The following is a 13607-nucleotide window of genomic DNA, read 5'->3' on the forward strand; positions in this document are numbered from 1 at the left end:
AATCCTTGTTGAAGCAGGAGGCTGCAAAGCGAGGCATACAGCCCGGCGAATCGTCGATTCGCGCTGGAGACGAGGCGCTCTGTCGCAGGCGGCACCGAAGGTGCGGCAGGACAGAGCAACCAGGTATCGAGGGCGGTATGGCTCGCGTCTATTACATGCGGCAGCCGCGGGCCGGGTCCGCCAGAGCCTTCACCGCCACGCTGATCTTCTTGTTCTCCTTGCCGTCAACCTTGCGCAGATAGATGTCCTGCACGGGATTGTGTGCCTTGCTCAAGGTGAAGTCGCCGCGCGGGCTGGCAATAGTGGCTTTCTCGATGGCTGTACGGAAGACGTCTTTCTTGCTGATGTCGCCACCGGCGGCCTTCAGGCCCACGGCCAGCATCTGTGCGGCGTCATAGCCTTGCACGGCATAGACATCGGGCTGCAGCTTGTAGTTCTTGGCGTAATTGGTGCGGAAGGCCTGATCGCGCGCCGTACCCAGTTCGTCGGCATAGTGCAGCGTGGTCAGCATGCCCTGGGCGGCCTCGCCCTGAGCGTCCAGCGTGCCGTCGGTCAGAAAGCCCGGTCCGTAGAGCGGAATGGTTTTGGACAGGCCAGAGGCGTGATAGTCCTTGACGAATTTCACGGCACCTGCGCCCGCGAAGAAGGAGAACACGGCATCGGGCTTGGCCGCTGCGATCTCGGTCAGCAGAGCCTGGAATTCGACGTTGGGAAACGGCAGCGTCAGCTGCTTGCTGACCTTGCCGCCGCTTTTCTCGAAGCCTTCCTTGAAGCCGTTGACGGCCTCTTCACCGGCAGCGTACTTCCAGGTCAGGGTCATGGCATTTTTCTTGCCTTCCTTGGCTGCGACCACGCCCATGGGGTAGGCCGTCTGCCAGTTGGAGAAGGAGCTGCGGAAGATATTGGGAGCGCACATGGGGCCGGTGACTGCATCGGCTCCCGCATTGGGCACGATGAGCACGGTGCCGCTTTCCTTGGCGGCCTTGGCCATGGCCATGGCCACGCCGGAGTGCACGGTGCCGACGATCACATCGACCTTGTCGCGCTTGATGAGGCGGTTGACGTTGTCCGTTGCCTTGGCGGGATCTGACTCATCGTCGACCTTGAAGTATTCGATCTCGCGCCCGCCCAGCTTGCCGCCTTGCTCGGCTACCTGCATGCGAAAGCCGTTCTCGATCGCCACGCCCAGGGCTGCATAAGTGCCGCTGAAAGGCAGCATGAAGCCGACCTTGATCTTCTCCTGCGCGATGGCGCTGCTGCCGCTTGCGGCGGCAGCCAGTGCGATTGCGCTCCATATTGCCCATTGCTTGCTCATGCTTGTCTCCTGCTGGTTGATGGACGAATGCCGGCTTACTCTCAGATCAACGGTTATGACTGGCTGTGGTGCTGGGGTTGGCACTGATGCACGAGCGCACTCTAACAACTTTAGGTTTAAAGCAATACCAGCGATTGCCCTAGTTTGTGACTACTGTTTTGATAGCTTCTTGCAACCTTGCGATAAGCAATTAGCGCGGCTTGGATTCCAGCTCACGCAAACGAAAGCGCTGGATCTTTCCTGTCGCGGTCTTTGGCAGCTCATCGACAAATTCAATGAAGCGCGGGTATTTGTAGGCGGCCAGCCGATTCTTCACAAAGGCCTTGAGTTCGGCCTCGCTGGCGCTCTGGCCGGGCTTGCACACCACATAGGATTTGGTCTTGGTCAGGCCCTGTTCGTCGGTCACGCCGATCACGGCCGCCTCCAGTACGGCAGGGTGCTGCTGCAGCGTGGACTCGACCTCGAAGGGCGAGACATAGATGCCGCTGACCTTGAGCATGTCGTCGCTGCGGCCTGCATAGGTGTAGTAGCCGTCTGCATCGCGCACATATTTGTCGCCGCTCTTGAGCCAGACGCCCTGGAAGGTGTCGCGTGTCTTGTCACGGTTGGCCCAGTACATCAGGGCGGCGCTCGGGCCCTTGATGTAGAGGTCGCCAATCTCGCCATCGGCCACGAGCTGACCGTCCTCGCCGCGCAACTCCACCACATAGCCTGGTACAGGCTTTCCCGTGCTGCCGTAGCGTATGTCGTCCGGGCGGTTGGAGATGAAGATGTGCAGCATTTCGGTGGAGCCGATGCCGTCCACGATATCGGCGCCGAAGCGGGCCTTGAAGCGCTGGGCAATCTCGGCCGGCAGGGCCTCGCCCGCCGAGGAGCACATGCGCAGGCTGACCTGCTCGCGTGCAGGCAGAGCGGGGTGAGCCAGCATGCCCGCAAAGCCCGTCGGCGCGCCGAAAAACACCGTGGGCTGGTGCTCGGTCCAGCGCCTGAAGGTGGCTTCCGGCGTGGGACGCTCGGCCATCAGCACCACGCTGGCTCCCACGCTCAAGGGGAATGTCAGGGCATTGCCAAGGCCGTAGGCGAAGTAGAGCTTGGCGGCGGAAAAGCAGACATCGTCTTCGCTCAGGCCCAGCACCGGCTTGCCATACAGCTCGGCCGTCCAGTAGGGGTTGGCGTGGGTATGCACCGCGCCCTTGGGTTTGCCGGTGGAGCCCGAGGAATACAGCCAGAAGCCGGGGTCGTCGCCCATGGTTCTGGCGGCATGAGCGAGCGGCGTTTGCTGCTGCAGCCAGGGCTGCAGCGGCTCGAAGGCCGGCGGCAGGCCTTGCGGTGCTTCATCGGGCCTGGCGACCCAGATATGGTTGACCTCATGCTGCGCCTGCTCCAGGGCCTGCTGCACCACGGCAACCAGCGCGCCATTGGTCACGATCGCCTGAGCACGGCAATGCTCGAGCATATAGGCATAGTCGGCGGCCGTGAGCAAGGTATTCACCGCCACCGGCACCACGCCTGCGTACATGGCGCCGAGAAACGAGACCACCCACTCGCGCATATCGTGCATGACCAGCAGCACGCGCTCCTCGCGATGGATGCCGGCAGCGAGCAGGCCATGGGCCAGGCGGCGCGCCTGCTCCTGCAGCTGGGCATAGCTGAGCGTGCCCTGGTCATCGGTGTAGGCGTTCTTGTCTCCCCGCAGCTGGTTGAGATCGAACAGATGCTGGGCGAAGTTGAAGGGCTGAGTGAAGTCGGTCATGGCTCATGCTCCCGTCGTTTCGGCCAGCGCCTTCAGAACCTGTGGTGCGGCTTGTATGGCGCTTTTGCGATGATAGAAGTCCAGTGCCCGCAAGCCGCCGAGTTCGGAGCCGCCGCCGGCGCGGCCTGGACCGCCATGCAGGGACTGGGGCATGACATTGCCGTGGCCGGTATGCAGCCTGGCGACAGCAGGGGTTACTACATGCACGCGGCCATGGCTGGCTGCGAGATCGGTGGCGGCTGCGGCCAGTGCCTTGTCGTCATCGCCATAGATCGAGCAGACCAGCGAGCCCTGTCCGCGATGTGCAAGTGCCAGGCCATGTGCCAGGTCACGGTAGGGCATGAGAGTGGCCACGGGGCCAAAGACTTCCATGTCATGCACGAGTGCACTGCCATCGGGGTCCTGTGTTCCCAGCAGCACGGGCTGGGCGCAGGCGGCAATCGCCGGGTCGGCATCGATCAGCGCATTGCGCCGGCCGTCATGCAGGGCCGTGGTGTGCTCCAGCAACCGGCCCAGGCCCTGCTGCACGCTGTCGTACTGCTCGCGGCTGACCAGAGATCCCATGCGCACAGCGTCGTTGCGCGGGTTGCCCACGGCGATCTTTGCCAGTTGTGCACCGATGGCCTGGGCCACACCGTCGTACAGAGCTTGCGGTACCAGCACGCGGCGTATGGCCGTGCATTTCTGGCCGGATTTGACCGTCATTTCGCGCACCACCTCACGCGCCAGCAAGGCGCTGGCTTCGCTGTCCGGGCCATGGCCGGGCAGCAGCAGCGCGCAGTTCACGCTGTCGGCCTCGATATTGCTGCGCACCGAATGGCGGCTGATGGCCGCGTGAGAGCGTATGGTCGCAGCCGTCTCCGCAGACCCTGTGAACGAGACCACATCCATGGGCTGCAGCTGATCGAGCAATCCGGCGGCACTGCCGCAGATGACGGACAGCGCTCCCGGCGGCAATATGCCGGCGTCGATCACATCCTTGACCATGCGCTGGGTCAGCCAGGCGGTGGCCGTGGCCGGCTTGACGATGACGGGGACGCCCGAGAGCAAGGCCGCAGCTGCTTTTTCCCACAGCCCCCAGGCAGGGAAGTTGAAGGCGTTGATGAACAGCGCCACGCCGCGTGTCGGGACCTGGATATGCCGGGACAGAAAAGCGCCGTCCTTGGCCAGCGCCACGGCTTCGCCGTCGCTCAGATGCTTCGCATCGCCGAGCGCCGCGCCCCATCTGGCGTATTGGTTCAGGGTGTAGATGCCGCCGTCCACATCGACAGCGGTGTCGTTTCTGACGGTGCCGCTGTTGGCGGTGGAAATCTCGTAATACGCGTCGCGCCGGCTTTGCAGCAGGGTCGCGATATCGGCCAGCAGTCTGGCGCGCTCCGCATAGCTCAGCGCGCGCAGCGCCTTGCCGCCAGTATCGCGTGCGAAGACAAAGGCGGCGCCCAGATCAAGCCCTGTGGCATCGACACGCACCAGCTCTGCTCCCAGTACCGGGTCGCGTAACAAACTGCCCGGGCCGCTGCCGGTTTGCCAGCGGCCAGCCACATGGTTGGCCAGTAACTCGGTCATGGGGGTCTCCTGAAGTGCTGTTCTGATCAGCATCAAATCCTTGATGAAACATGCAATATTGTGCGTGCAATCAAAAGATAAATACGTGACAATGCAGTGTCAAGCAATATATTGCATGATTCGCGTTAACCCCGACTGTTTATCATTCACGGCCTCTGAGGAGCTTTATGGATCAGTTAGACATGGCATCCGCGTCGGTTGCGGAAGGGGATGAAGCGGGCAAAAGCCCGCTGCTGCAGGCCTTGGGCGAGAGGGTGCGCAATCTGCGTGCGCGTCGCGGTCTCACGCGCCGCGGGCTGGCTTCGGCGGCCGTGGTGTCCGAGCGCCATCTGGCCAATCTCGAATACGGCACGGGCAATGTCTCCATCCTGGTGCTGCAGCAGATCGCGCATGCACTTCAGTGCAGCATGGCCGAGCTGCTGGGCGATGTGACGACGGCCAGTGCCGAATGGCTGTTGCTGCGCGAATTGCTGGAAGGCCGCAGCGAGGCCGATTTGCAGCGCGTGCGACTGGCGGCCGGAGAGATTCTGGGAACGGCGCCCATGGGCGATCCGCACCGGGCTTCGCGCATTGCCCTGATAGGCCTGCGTGGCGCGGGCAAGTCCACGCTGGGGCGTATGCTGGCAGAGCAGCTGAATGTGCCGTTTCTCGAGCTGAACCAGGAGATCGAGCGCGTGGCCGGTTGCAGCGTGCGCGAGATTTATGACCTCTATGGAGCTGGCGCCTATCGTCGTTACGAGCGCCGCGCACTGGAAGAGGCCGTGCAGATCTACAGCGACGTGGTGATTGCCACGCCGGGAGGCATTGTCTCGGACCCCGCGACCTTCAACGAGTTGCTCAGCCACTGCACCACGGTCTGGCTGCAGGCCCAGCCCGATGAGCATATGAGCCGTGTCGTGGCCCAGGGCGACACGCGGCCCATGGCGGCCAACCCCGAGGCCATGGATGATTTGCGCCGGATTCTGGACGGCCGATCGGCCTTTTATTCCAAGGCCGACCATGTGCTGGACACCAGCGGAAAGAGCGTGGCGCAAAGCCTCAAGCAGCTGAAAGTGCTGGTCGCAGCCTGATGGTATTCACAGGGGCAGGGCACGCTCCAGCACGGCGGCGATGTCCAGCCCAGCCGGGTCGAATGCTCCGACCACCATGGCCCCGTTCTGCGCGCCCAGGCGGGTGTGGATGAAGCCATTGGCCATGGGGGCGGGCGCGTGCTTGTGCAGGAGGCAGGCCTGGGCCAGCAGACACAAGTCCTGCACCAGTCGGCGGGCCTGCGGCTCCAGCGCCTCGGGGGAAGCGGACAGGCGTTTGGCCAGCGATTGCGCCGTGGACGTCAACAGGGGCTGGCCGGCAGCCATATCGCCCAGATCCTGCAACAGCAGGCGCGTGGCCTCGGGCTCTCGGCCCATGGCGCGCAGCACATCGAGACACATCACATTTCCAGAGCCTTCCCAGATGGAGTTGACCGGCGCTTCGCGGAACAGGCGCGCGACTATGCTGTCCTGTACATAACCGTTGCCGCCAAAGACCTCCATGGCTTCGCCCGTGATCTCCACCGAGCGCTTGCAGACCCAGAATTTGGCGGCCGGAGTCATGATGCGCTTCCAGGCGCGGGCCACCAGATCGCCTTCGGCCTCCAGCTCATAGGCCTGAGCCAGATGCATGGCGAGCTGCATGGAGGCTTCGCTTTCGAGGGCCAGGTCCGCGAGCACGGTGGCCATCAGCGGCTGATCCGCGAGATGTTTGCCGAAGGCCGAGCGCTGGCGCGCATAGGCAATCGACTGCACGGTTGCGCTGCGCAAAATGGCCGCGCTGCCCAGCACGCAGTTCAGCCGCGTGTAGCTGGCCATTTCGATGATGGTGGGAATGCCTCGGCCTTCCTCGCCCATGAGAATGCCCCAGGCGTCCTGCAGTTCTACTTCCGAGCTGGAGTTGCTGCGGTTGCCTACCTTGTCCTTGAGGCGCTGCACACGCACGGGATTCTTGCTTCCGTCGGGGCGCCAGCGCGGCACGAAAAAACAGGCATGACCGCCGAGCTCACCGCTTGCCGTGGCCATGCGAGCCACCACCAGATGGGCGTCGCACATGGGGGCCGAGAAAAACCATTTGTGGCCGCGCAGCAGATACTCGCCGCCGCGACCTCCCTCATGCACGGGGCGAGCCACCGTGGTGTTGGCGCGCACGTCCGAGCCGCCCTGTTTCTCCGTCATGCCCATGCCTATCCAGATGGATTTTTTCCGGGCCAACGGCAGATCGCGCGCGTCGTACGCGTGGCTGAACAATTGGGCCTGCAACTGGCTCCATAGCGCTGGCTCTTTTTGCAACACAGGGATGGCTGCAGTGGTCATGGTGGCCGGGCATAGCGTGCCTTGCTCCACCTGGCCGTGCAGGTAAAAGCCGGCGGCCCAGGCGCTCCAGCGACCGCGGCTCTGGCTTTCAAAGGGCAAGGAGACCAGACCCTGCTCGCGATACAGCTCCATGAGGCGATGCCAGCTGGGGTGGAATTCCACGGCATCGAGCACACGCCCGCGCGCGTCGAAGCGCTGCAGCTCGGGGGTATGGCGGTTGGCGAGCTCGGCATGCTCCCAGTTCTGCGCCTGGCCAAGCTGTTGCGCAAAGCGGTTCAGCGCCGGCATAAAGCCCTGTGCCTGCTGTCGCTGCAGTACTTCCTGCAAGGCAGCATCGGCCTGCAGCAGATTGATGTCGGTCAGCTCATCAAACTGGTTGAAGACGTCATGGGTGTCCAGGGCCTGCATGCGATCACTCCTGTGCTGTGCGCTTGTCACAGGTCAATATAGAGCGCCGCATGGCTGACGCAAAGCGGGTTTTCAGCCGCCTTGTCGCCGGTGTTCAGCGCTTGCGTGCCTGCTCGTACAAGCTCATGACGCGCGGCACGTTCCCCTCTAGCTGGCGTATGCGATCGGGGCCGGTCGGGTGCGTGGAGAGAAAGCCTATGCCGCCTTCGCCCGTGGCCTGGCCCATCTTGCGCCACAGGCTCACGGCGGCCTGCGGGTTGAAGCCGGCGCGGGCCGCGAGCTCCAGTCCGACCAGGTCGGCATCGCTTTCGTCGTTGCGGCTGAACTTGAGGCTGAGCAGCTGGCCGCCCAGCCGTGCCGCAGCATTGCCGATATCGCCCAGACCTAGCAGTTGCGCGCCCAGCGATATGCCTATGCTGGTGGCCTGGTTCTTGGCCAGCTGCTCGCGCGAATGCTCGCGCAGGGCGTGGGCCATCTCGTGGCCCATGATCATGGCGATCTCGTCATCCGTGAGCTTGAGCTGGTCGATGATGCCGGTGTAGAAGGCGATCTTGCCGCCGGGCATGCAGAATGCGTTGATCTGCTTGCTACCTATGAGGTTGACCTCCCAGCGCCATTGGCTGGCGCGCGGGTTCCACTGCGCGGCATAGGGAATGAGGCGCTGGGCAATGGTGCGCAGGCGTTGCAGCTGCGGGTTGCCGGCATCTGCCAGGGCCCCCTGGGCCTTGGCTTTTTGCAGCAGCTCCTGGTACTGCTGGGTCGCAGAGTTTTCCAGCGTCTCGGCCGGCACCAGCTGGCGCATCACCGAGGCTTTGCCTACCTCCACCTGGGCCTGGGCCGGCGCGTGCATCAGCGCAGCGCAGACCAGTGCGGGCAGCAGGCAGTTGCGGGTGGCGGGCAGGCGCAGGGATGAGATGAGGGCGTGCATAAGCGCCAAGTCTATGCGAGCTGCAGTTTGCCTCGGGTCAGACGGTTTCTGCAGTCTTGCGCTCTGCCTGCACCACCAGCCACAGACCGCCGATCACGCCGAGCAGACCGATCACGGACCACCAGGCGGGGCGCTCGCCGACCACCAGCAGCGACAGCGCAAAAGCGGTGATCGGCTCGGCCTTGCTCAGTGCCACGCCGGTCGCGGCAGACATGCCGCGCAGGCCCACGGAGAACAGCAGATAGGCAAAGCCCGTGGCGACCATGCCCAGATAGATCACCACGGCCCAGCCGCTGGCGCTGATCTGCAGCGGCCCGCCCAGCCAAGCCGAAACGGGCAGCGACAGCAGGGCCGCGCAGGCAAACACCCAGGCATTGACCGTGGCCACACGCGCTTGCAGCACCAGTGCCTGGTTGACCAGCGCGTAGGCCGCATAGGACAGACCTGCCAGCAGACACAGGGCCATGCCCGCCCATGGCAGATGCTGTCTGTCGGTGGCGGCCAGCGCCATGACAATGCCTCCGCCCACGCCGGTGCAGGTACCAAGCCACCATTGGGAGCTGGGCATGCGCTTTTGCACCACGGCCTGCATCAGGCCGGCCCAGATGGGACCGCTGCCTATGGCCAGCGCCGTACCCAGGGCTACGCCGCTGGCCTTGACGCCGGCAAAGAAGCTGAGGTTGTAGATGGCCATGCAGAGGCCGCAGAACACGATACGCGCCCAGCGCATGGGCTGGCGCGCATGGCCTCGGTCGAGCAGCAGCGCCAGCGCGCCAAAGAACAGCGCGGCCATGACCATGCGTAGGCCGCCCACCCAGTAGGGCGAGAGCTGTGCGGGCGCGAAATGCTGTGCCGTGCCCGTGGTACCCCAGAGCATGGCGGCGGCCAGTACCAGGCCGACAGGACCCAAGGCATTTCGGGACGATGAGGAAGAGATAGCGGAAGTGACAGACATGAGAGAGTCATCATGCGCGGCCCCGGGCCGCCCATCTGTCGAGAAACGCTTGAAGTGCGCCGGCTCAGCGCGGCTCACGCAGTTGACGCGATGTCACGCCGCGCTCGCGCCGCAAGGCATAGGCCAGGGCGCTTGCCGACGCGTAGCCGCAGCGCAAGGCGGTCGCTTCGAGTGCCGTCCCCTGTTTGAGCTGCAGCACGGCAGCATCCAGACGCAGGCCGCGCAGCCAGTCTTGCGGGGTACAGTCCGTCAGCTCTACAAAACGGGCATGGAATTGGGCCACGCTCAGATGCATCAAGCCCGCCAGTCTGGCCGTGGGCCAGCTTTCGTGCAAAGCGGCCTGGACCTGCTGCTGTAGCCGCAGCAGATCCAGTCCACGCCGCTGCAGCAAGGTCGGAGCCTGCAGCACCAGCGCCATCTGCGCGGCGGCTGACAGGCTTGATTGCGGAAAGCGCAGCACCGGGGGCACGGCAAACCGGCGCAGCTTGTCCAGCCCATGGGCCATGGGCGCATCGATCACCAGCACCTGGGTTTGGGGTGCTGCCAGATAGCCGTGGTCGGCACCTGCGGGTATGACCATGCCGCAGGCGCTGTCTACAAAGCTGGGTCTGCCGCCCACCTCCAGCTCCATGCGACCCTGCAGCGCAAACAGAATCTGGGCGTAGTCATGGGCATGGGCCTGATGTTCGCCGCTGTAGCTGCGCACCGAAGCCTGTGCCTGATCAAGCACAGGGCGCGGGGATGCGGTGTCACGGCTCATGGCTAATCTTGCTTACAGAAAGAGACGGCGATCCGGCCAATGGTAGCGCCCTGCGACTGGCGTGGGCAACCGATAATGCCCTCTGCCTCAGAGAACCAGACCATGACCGAGTCGTCCCAAACAAGCACCAGCCCCTCCTCCACAGATGTCGTCATCAAGCCCAAGCGCAGCTGGAGCCAGGCCTTCAAGGTCTATGCGCAGCCCACCAGCCTGCGCATGCTGGCTTTGGGTTTTTCGGCCGGCCTGCCGCTGCTGCTGGTGCTGGGTACCTTGAGCTTCTGGTTGCGCGAGGCCGATATCGATCGCACGACGATCGGCTTCCTGAGTTGGGTGGGTCTGGCCTATGCCTTCAAATGGGTGTGGTCTCCGCTGGTGGACCGCTTGCCCTTGCCGGCACTGACGCGCATGTTGGGCCGCCGCCGCAGCTGGCTGCTGTTTTCGCAGCTGCTGATCGTGGCGGGCTTGCTCGGCATGTCGTTCATGGATCCCAAGCAATCCCTGCAGCCGCTGGTGCTGTGCGCGGTGCTGGTGGCTTTCGGCTCGGCCACGCAGGATATCGCGCTGGATGCCTATCGCATCGAGTCCGCCAAGCTCGACGACCAGGCGGCCCTGGCGGCCACCTACCAGACTGGCTATCGCCTGGCCATGATCTGGGCTGGCGCCGGCGTGCTGTGGGTAGCGGCCCAGGTCCAAGGTGATGTGCAGGGCTATATGGTGCAGGCCTGGCATGTGGCCTACACGGCCATGGCGGCGAGCATGCTGGTGGGCATGATCACGGTGCTGCTATCGCCCGAGCCTGAAGCTCGTCCCATGGCACCGGCACGCAATGCGGCCGAGTGGATCAAGGGCGCGCTGATCGCTCCGTTTGCCGACTTCATAGGCCGCTACCGCTGGCAGGCGTTGCTGCTGCTGGCGCTGATTGGTCTGTATCGCGTGAGCGACGTGGTCATGGGCATCATGGCCAATCCGTTCTATGTGGACATGGGCTATACCAAGGAAGAGGTGGCTGCCGTGACCAAGGTGTTCGGCGTCATCATGACGCTGCTGGGTGGCTTTGTGGGCGGCACCATGGCGGTGCGCTGGGGCGTGATGCGCGTGCTGATGCTGGGCGCCGTGCTGTCGGCCTGTACCAATATGCTGTTTGCCTGGCTGGCTACGCGCGGCCACGATGTCTCGGCGCTGGTCTGGGTGGTCAGCGCCGACAATCTCGCCGGGGGAATCGCCTCGGCGGCCTTCATCGCCTATCTCTCGGGCCTGACCAATGTGCAGTACTCGGCCACGCAATATGCGCTGTTCAGTTCGATGATGCTGCTGGCCCCCAAGTGGCTGGCGGGTTTCTCGGGGGCGTTTGTCGATGCTTATGGTTACGAGGCGTTTTTCCACACCACGGCGTTGATGGGCTTCCCCGTGCTGCTGCTGATTTTCCTGGCATCCAGAGTAAAAATTGGCTCTGACGCTTGATGAGCAAGCACTGACAGCTATTGTTTTTGAGCGACTCGGCGTTTACCCAACTTTACGCACCAGACAAGAGCAGGTCACCTGCGTGCTGCAGCATGGCGTCTTGAAGAAATACCGAGGCGCGAGCATGACTACACTGCCCCCTATGAGCACGCACCAACTTCTGATGATTGAGGACGACGTTCGCCTAGCGCAAATGGTGAGCGATTACCTGGGCAATAACGGCCTGGAAGTGACCCATATGGCTGACGGCAAAAGCGGCCTGGAACAGCTGCAGCCCAGCGATGGTGGCTCGGTCGAGCTGCCCGATCTGGTGATCCTTGACCTGATGCTGCCCGACATGGACGGTCTCGAAGTCTGCCGTCGCATACGTTCCATGCCTGGTGCCCCCGCACAGGTCCCGGTGCTGATGCTGACCGCCAAGGGTGATCCCATGGACCGCATCATCGGTCTGGAGCTGGGCGCCGACGACTATCTGCCCAAGCCTTTCGAGCCGCGCGAGCTGCTGGCCCGCATTCGCGCCATCCTGCGCCGTAAAGGCAGCGAGAGCCAGGCGGCCCCCGCCAATGCCGTCATGCGCTTCGGCAGCCTGGAAATCGATCGTGATGCCCGCACCGTGTCGGTGGGCGAGCAGCAGGCCGATCTCACTTCCTACCAGTTCGACCTGCTCGTGGCACTGGCCGAGCGCGCCGGTCGCGTTCTGACGCGCGACCAGATCATGGAAGCCGTGCGCGGCCGCGAACTGGAGGCCTTCGACCGCTCCATCGACGTGCACATGGGCCGCATCCGCGCCGCCATCGAGGCCGACCCCAAGGCTCCCAAGCGCATTCTCACGGTGCGCGGCGTGGGCTATGTCTTTGCCAAGCAGCAAGACTGATGAAGCTGTTGCACATCTTCTCCCAGCGCCTCTATCTGCGCATCTGGCTGGCCGTGGTGGTCGGCGTGGCCGTGCTCACGCTGTGCGTGGCCTGGGCCTGGAATATTGCCGAAGAGCAGCGCGCCCAGAACAGCACCACGCCTCCCTCGCGCGAGATGGTACTCAAGGGCCCTGAGGGCGAGGTGCTGGTGGAGGGGCGCGGCAACCGCATCTCCGGCTCGCCCGTGGATGGCGTGCGTTTTGAAATTGCCGCCAGGGACGGGCAGGTCTATGAGCTATGGATGGCGCCACGCGAGTGGCGTGAGGGCCGCCCTCCCCCGCGTGACGGTGCCGTCGCCTTCTGGCTGCGGCCGCCGTTCGGCTTTCTGTGGATGCTGGGCCTGGTCGGCGTGGCAGTGGTTGTGGGTGTGTTCCCCATCATTCGCCGTCTGCTCAAGCGTCTGGAAAACCTGCAGCGCGGCGTCAAGCGCTTTGGCGAGGGCGATCTGTCGGTGCGTGTCCCCGAGCATGGTCACGATGAGGTGGCGGATCTGGCGCACCAGTTCAACGCTGCTGCAGCGCGCATAGAGACCTTGATGACGTCTCACAAATCTCTGTTGGCCAATGCCTCGCATGAACTGCGCTCGCCGTTGACGCGCATCCGCATGGGCCTGGAGTTCATGGGTGACGACCCGGCCAGTGCACGCGCCAAGGCCGAGATCCAGCGCAATATTGGCGAGCTTGACCAACTGGTCGACGAGATCCTGCTGGCCAGCCGCCTGGACTCCAGCGAGGTCGATGTGGGCACGGTGGAGTCGGTCGATCTGATCGGTCTGGCGGCCGAGGAATGCGCGCGCATCGATGCCGATCTGGAGATGCAGACCGATGGTCCGCTTGAGGTGCAGGGGATCGCGAAACTGCTGCGCCGTGCCGTGCGCAATCTGCTGGAGAATGCGCGCCGCTACAGCGAGGGCGAGATCACTCTGTCCCTGTCCAAACAGGATGGCATGGCCTTGATCCGTGTCGAGGATCACGGCCCCGGGGTTCCCAAGGCGCAGCGCGAGCGTATCTTCGAGAAGTTCTATCGCCTGCCTGGGGCCAGCGAGCGCTCCGGCGGCGTGGGCCTGGGCCTGTCGCTGGTGCGTTCGATCGCCGAGCGGCATGGCGGCACGGTGCACTGCGAGGCACGCAAAGATGGCGGTAGCGGTGCGAGCTTCGTGATCAGCTTGCCATTGGCCTGAGCAGCAGTCCAAGGAAAAGCCC

The 13607-nt window shown here is 64.0% G+C and carries 11 protein-coding genes; 4 read left to right on the forward strand and 7 right to left on the reverse strand.

The annotated features are described in order from the left end of the window. Positions 1 to 151: 151 nt before the first annotated feature. The 3 genes from AAIL67_RS07270 to AAIL67_RS07280 all read right to left on the reverse strand — a co-directional run bounded on the left by AAIL67_RS07270 (position 152) and on the right by AAIL67_RS07280 (position 4634). Positions 152 to 1315 carry an ABC transporter substrate-binding protein gene (locus AAIL67_RS07270; protein WP_034406723.1) on the reverse strand — a complete coding sequence of 388 codons (1164 nt, stop codon included), beginning with the start codon at positions 1313 to 1315 and terminating at the stop codon, positions 152 to 154. A gap of 190 nt (positions 1316 to 1505) precedes the next feature. Next, positions 1506 to 3068 (reverse strand): benzoate-CoA ligase family protein, encoded by a 1563-nt coding sequence (locus AAIL67_RS07275; protein ID WP_343483675.1) that lies wholly within the window; start codon positions 3066 to 3068, stop codon positions 1506 to 1508. A gap of 3 nt (positions 3069 to 3071) precedes the next feature. Then, a complete protein-coding gene (locus AAIL67_RS07280) occupies positions 3072 to 4634 on the reverse strand; it encodes a 3,4-dehydroadipyl-CoA semialdehyde dehydrogenase (protein ID WP_343483676.1) in 1563 nt (520 codons plus the stop codon). A 167-nt stretch (positions 4635 to 4801) separates the two neighbouring features. Here AAIL67_RS07280 and AAIL67_RS07285 point away from each other — a divergent pair, with 167 nt between their 5' ends. Continuing rightward, the gene (locus tag AAIL67_RS07285) at positions 4802 to 5704 is read left to right on the forward strand and encodes a helix-turn-helix transcriptional regulator (RefSeq protein WP_034351280.1); all 903 of its coding nucleotides are present in this window, start codon (positions 4802 to 4804) and stop codon (positions 5702 to 5704) included. Positions 5705 to 5710: 6 nt separating this feature from the next. Here AAIL67_RS07285 and AAIL67_RS07290 read toward each other — a convergent pair whose 3' ends face one another. From AAIL67_RS07290 to AAIL67_RS07305, 4 genes are all read right to left on the reverse strand, one after another. Further along, on the reverse strand, positions 5711 to 7387 hold the full coding sequence (locus tag AAIL67_RS07290) for an acyl-CoA dehydrogenase family protein (protein ID WP_343483677.1): 1677 nt from the start codon (positions 7385 to 7387) through the stop codon (positions 5711 to 5713). Between the two features lie 94 nt (positions 7388 to 7481). Next, positions 7482 to 8315 (reverse strand): M48 family metallopeptidase, encoded by an 834-nt coding sequence (locus AAIL67_RS07295; RefSeq protein WP_343483678.1) that lies wholly within the window; start codon positions 8313 to 8315, stop codon positions 7482 to 7484. A gap of 37 nt (positions 8316 to 8352) precedes the next feature. Next, positions 8353 to 9225: an EamA family transporter gene (locus tag AAIL67_RS07300; RefSeq protein ID WP_082877296.1), complete on the reverse strand. Its 873-nt coding sequence runs from the start codon at positions 9223 to 9225 to the stop codon at positions 8353 to 8355. 109 nt (positions 9226 to 9334) lie between these two features. Further along, entirely contained in the window at positions 9335 to 10030 is a 696-nt protein-coding gene (locus AAIL67_RS07305; protein WP_063662601.1) for an AraC family transcriptional regulator, read from the reverse strand. A gap of 102 nt (positions 10031 to 10132) precedes the next feature. Between AAIL67_RS07305 and AAIL67_RS07310 the strand changes: the two genes are divergently transcribed. The 3 genes from AAIL67_RS07310 (at position 10133) to AAIL67_RS07320 (ending at position 13585) form a co-directional block, all read left to right on the forward strand. After that, a complete protein-coding gene (locus tag AAIL67_RS07310) occupies positions 10133 to 11491 on the forward strand; it encodes an MFS transporter (protein WP_343483679.1) in 1359 nt (452 codons plus the stop codon). A 124-nt stretch (positions 11492 to 11615) separates the two neighbouring features. Beyond that, positions 11616 to 12365 carry a response regulator transcription factor gene (locus tag AAIL67_RS07315; RefSeq protein ID WP_034382708.1) on the forward strand — a complete coding sequence of 250 codons (750 nt, stop codon included), beginning with the start codon at positions 11616 to 11618 and terminating at the stop codon, positions 12363 to 12365. Then, positions 12365 to 13585, forward strand: a complete 1221-nt coding sequence (locus AAIL67_RS07320) for an ATP-binding protein (RefSeq protein ID WP_034406734.1) — start codon at positions 12365 to 12367, stop codon at positions 13583 to 13585. Before AAIL67_RS07315 ends, AAIL67_RS07320 begins: the two co-directional genes overlap by 1 nt. The last annotated feature ends 22 nt before the right edge of the window (positions 13586 to 13607 follow it).

This window comes from Comamonas sp. A7-5, assembly GCF_039581385.1.
GTDB lineage: Bacteria > Pseudomonadota > Gammaproteobacteria > Burkholderiales > Burkholderiaceae_C > Comamonas > Comamonas thiooxydans.

Bases quoted from the DNA above. Each gene is read 5' to 3' on its own strand.
- AAIL67_RS07315 (WP_034382708.1), top strand. From the start codon at position 11,616: ATGACTACACTGCCCCCTATGAGCACGCACCAACTTCTGATGATTGAG.
- AAIL67_RS07295 (WP_343483678.1), bottom strand. From the start codon at position 8,315: ATGCACGCCCTCATCTCATCCCTGCGCCTGCCCGCCACCCGCAACTGC.
- AAIL67_RS07280 (WP_343483676.1), bottom strand. From the start codon at position 4,634: ATGACCGAGTTACTGGCCAACCATGTGGCTGGCCGCTGGCAAACCGGC.
- AAIL67_RS07320 (WP_034406734.1), top strand. From the start codon at position 12,365: ATGAAGCTGTTGCACATCTTCTCCCAGCGCCTCTATCTGCGCATCTGG.
- AAIL67_RS07310 (WP_343483679.1), top strand. From the start codon at position 10,133: ATGACCGAGTCGTCCCAAACAAGCACCAGCCCCTCCTCCACAGATGTC.
- AAIL67_RS07290 (WP_343483677.1), bottom strand. From the start codon at position 7,387: ATGCAGGCCCTGGACACCCATGACGTCTTCAACCAGTTTGATGAGCTG.
- AAIL67_RS07285 (WP_034351280.1), top strand. From the start codon at position 4,802: ATGGATCAGTTAGACATGGCATCCGCGTCGGTTGCGGAAGGGGATGAA.
- AAIL67_RS07270 (WP_034406723.1), bottom strand. From the start codon at position 1,315: ATGAGCAAGCAATGGGCAATATGGAGCGCAATCGCACTGGCTGCCGCC.
- AAIL67_RS07305 (WP_063662601.1), bottom strand. From the start codon at position 10,030: ATGAGCCGTGACACCGCATCCCCGCGCCCTGTGCTTGATCAGGCACAG.
- AAIL67_RS07275 (WP_343483675.1), bottom strand. From the start codon at position 3,068: ATGACCGACTTCACTCAGCCCTTCAACTTCGCCCAGCATCTGTTCGAT.